This is a genomic window from Asticcacaulis sp., from assembly GCF_027484505.1.
Lineage (GTDB): Bacteria > Pseudomonadota > Alphaproteobacteria > Caulobacterales > Caulobacteraceae > Asticcacaulis.
The window spans coordinates 1-2,823 of record NZ_JAIXSV010000228.1 but is presented as its reverse complement, the minus strand read 5'-3'; the positions used below and the strand labels follow the sequence as shown (position 1 = coordinate 2,823).

Sequence of the window (2,823 nt, the reverse complement as noted above, 5' to 3'; positions counted from 1 at the left end):
TCGGCGCCGATCAGCCCCGCCTGGAACGGCCGCAGGCCGGTGGACACGCCATAGCCCTGGAACAGCAGCCGCGACCCGATCATGTCGATGGTGCCGATAATGATGGCAGGGGCCGCCGGATCTTCCATCCAGCGGCGGTTATCCAGATGCTGGCCGCGCAGGGTGGAAATGGGCAGGTCGGCCAGTAGTCCGGCGGCCTCGGCGCGGGCTTTCAGCTTGTCCGCCTCGTCCGTCGCCTGATCGACCACGGTACGCCGGTCTACCACATAGACCAGGCGCTTGGGCAGCGGGGCGCCCATGATGGTCGCCGCCAGCCAGACGGCCATCACCGATGTCTTGCCCAGCCCCGTCGGCAGGTCCAGCGCCGGCGGCAGGTTGCCCGCCATGAACCGCGCATGCAGACGGGATTGCCAGTGCAGCGGTTCATGGTCGGTCAGCGTGTGGAAAATCCGCCCGAAATCCATCCCCGTCACCCCGCCATCCAGACCTGGAGCCACACCTTTTCCCATTTCCCAGGAGAAAGGTGCAACACTTCCGCGCGCAGCGTCTTTCCTGCATCCATCAACCGGGCCAGAGGCTGGTTGTGAACGCGGGGGATATAACCCAGCTTTCCGGAAACGGGCACAATCACTTCGATTGCCAGATCGTCGTGCCTGTTGCCGGGTTGTCGGCGCAGGATCAGCGTCTGGCCGAGCGTCAAGCTGTTCAACAACCTGTCCGCGTCATAATAGGCCGTGCCCGCGACATGGCTTTCCAACAACAGGATCGGCGCCGAAGGGGCGACGGCGGCTCGGGTTGAAGTTGTGCGGGCGGTCGCCAGCCCGCCAACGATCCCGGCAAGGCCAGCCAGAAGGCCGCGCCGCTTGATCGGCGCAGATACTTGCGGCAGCATGATTTTCCATCCTGAAATCAGACGGGTATGGGGAATAGATGGGTCTTAAAAACAATCCCATCCATTTTTTGTTTGCATCCCATGGTGGTGTATGTCCGACAGAGAGTCAATGGAGATTCAATTGATCGAGCAGGGGGAATCGTCTGGGCTGCGCTGGGGTGTCAGACATCGCCTTGAATTCATAGAATTCCGACTCTATTGGGGAGGAACGGTGAACCGATCCGACCTGATGGAGCGGTTTGACATCTCTATCAATCAGGCATCGGGGGACCTGACCCGCTACCAGGCCATGGCGCCGAATAATATCCGCTACGACAAAAGCGGGAAATGTTACCGGGCGGGTCCTGGTTTCGAGCCGGTGGTGCTCATGCCTGACAGTGACCGTTACCTGGCTTGGCTGCGGTTGGCCGCCGACGGGATCGTCGCGGATGCGGGCCTGTCGCAAACGGATCTGCCCCCCTTCGCCACGGTGCCTACACCGCGGCGGGCGGTGCCGCCTGAGACCCTACGCACCGTTGTCACCGCGATCCGGCAGCGCCAAGCCCTGGCCGTCCGCTACCAATCCATGACGTCTGCGACGCCGACGGATCGGTGGATCGAGCCGCATGCCCTGGCGTTTGACGGGTTTCGCTGGCATGCCCGGTCCTGGTGCTGCCGCGACGGCGCATTCAAGGATTTCGTTCTGGGCCGCATCCTATGCGTGACGGATCAGGCAAAGGCAGAATCCGACCCTGATCTGGATGCCCAATGGCGGCAAATGATCTTATTGGAGATTGTCCCCCATCGACACCTGTCGCCACCGCAACGCGCGGCGATTGAACGGGATTACGGCATGGAGGACGGTGTTCTGAGCCTAACAGTGCGCGAGGCCTTGCTCTACTATGCAGAACGCCGTCTGGGCCTGGATATCGATCCCGACCATCGATCCCCGGAAAAGCAGCATATTGAGATCAAGCATCGCATTCGATTGTAGTAGAGCGGCGATCCATCGTGGTGATGCCATCTTAAACAGTTGTGGAAAGACTGGCATACCATCGGTCAAACCCTGCCCCCGCATCCAAGACCTAAACCCCTGAAGGACTAAGTCTTTCAGGGGTTTTTGCTGTCTGCAAAGACCACCTGACCTGCTCCCCAATCTGTCCGCTGTGAAATAGAGTCCTCTGGTTTGGTTTGTGTGTTGATGGACGTTTAGGAGCGGGGACGATTCACCGCTCCTGAACGTTGTGAACAGGGCGGGCGACATCCAGCCCAGGGGGGGAATGGGGTCGACAATTGTTGTTGTCGGCTCGCCGGTCGGCCAGCACCTGCCGGGCGTGCCGCAGGTCGTGGAACAGGGTTTCATTCAGGCATTCATCGCGCAAGCGTCCGTTGAAACTTTCCACGAATGCATTCTGGGTAGGTTTGCCGGGCTGGATATTGTGCCATTCAACCTGCTGTGTCTGCGTTCAGGCTAGGATCGCCCTGGAAATGAACTCGCTGCCATTGTCGCTGACGATCATCAGCGACTTGCCCCGCACGGCGATGACGGTATCCAGATCCCGCGCCGCCCGCTTGCCGGACAGTGCGGTGTCCGCCACCAGGGCCAGGCATTCGCGTGAGAAATCATCCACTACCGCCAGCACTACCGCCCGGATGCGGAACCGTCTTTCATCGCGGCTTGGGCGCTTGCGGCACGCTCATCGGCGCCCGCGTGCCCAGCGCGCGTTTGCGGCCACGCCGCCGGCGCACCGCCAGACCTTGCTCCCGATCAATCTGCCAAGCCCTTCAGATGCTTGGCCTCCGACCCGACCAACCCGCCATATCTCGACTTCCAGGCATAGAACGTCGCCTCCGATATCCCATGGCGCCGGCAGATATCTGGCGTCTTATGGCCGGCCTCCTGCTCCCGCAGGATCCCGATGATCTGCTCCTCGCTTGAACGGCTCCGCTTC

At 61.2% G+C, this 2,823-nt stretch carries 3 protein-coding genes and 1 pseudogene; 1 reads left to right on the top strand and 3 read right to left on the bottom strand.

Annotated features, from left to right (window positions below; all coding sequences use genetic code 11):
- Positions 1–497: DEAD/DEAH box helicase family protein (locus Q0072_RS13645; protein WP_298331125.1), on the bottom strand; the 497-nt coding region annotated here is incomplete at its 3' end.
- Positions 470–892, bottom strand: coding sequence for an HIRAN domain-containing protein (locus Q0072_RS13640; protein WP_298331123.1), 423 nt, complete (start codon positions 890–892; stop codon positions 470–472). The genes Q0072_RS13645 and Q0072_RS13640, both read right to left, overlap by 28 nt.
- Before the next feature lie 109 nt (positions 893–1,001).
- Between Q0072_RS13640 and Q0072_RS13635 the strand changes: the two genes are divergently transcribed.
- Complete coding sequence (locus Q0072_RS13635; RefSeq protein WP_298331121.1) at positions 1,002–1,865, top strand: WYL domain-containing protein; 864 nt, start codon at positions 1,002–1,004, stop codon at positions 1,863–1,865.
- Between the two features lie 283 nt (positions 1,866–2,148).
- Here the strand turns inward: Q0072_RS13635 and Q0072_RS13630 are convergent.
- A pseudogene (locus Q0072_RS13630) lies at positions 2,149–2,823 on the bottom strand (integrase core domain-containing protein); the annotation flags it as partial.

Excerpts from the sequence above, each read along its gene's own strand:
- Q0072_RS13635 (WP_298331121.1), top strand. The coding sequence starts at position 1,002 with ATGGAGATTCAATTGATCGAGCAGGGGGAATCGTCTGGGCTGCGCTGG.
- Q0072_RS13640 (WP_298331123.1), bottom strand. The coding sequence starts at position 892 with ATGCTGCCGCAAGTATCTGCGCCGATCAAGCGGCGCGGCCTTCTGGCT.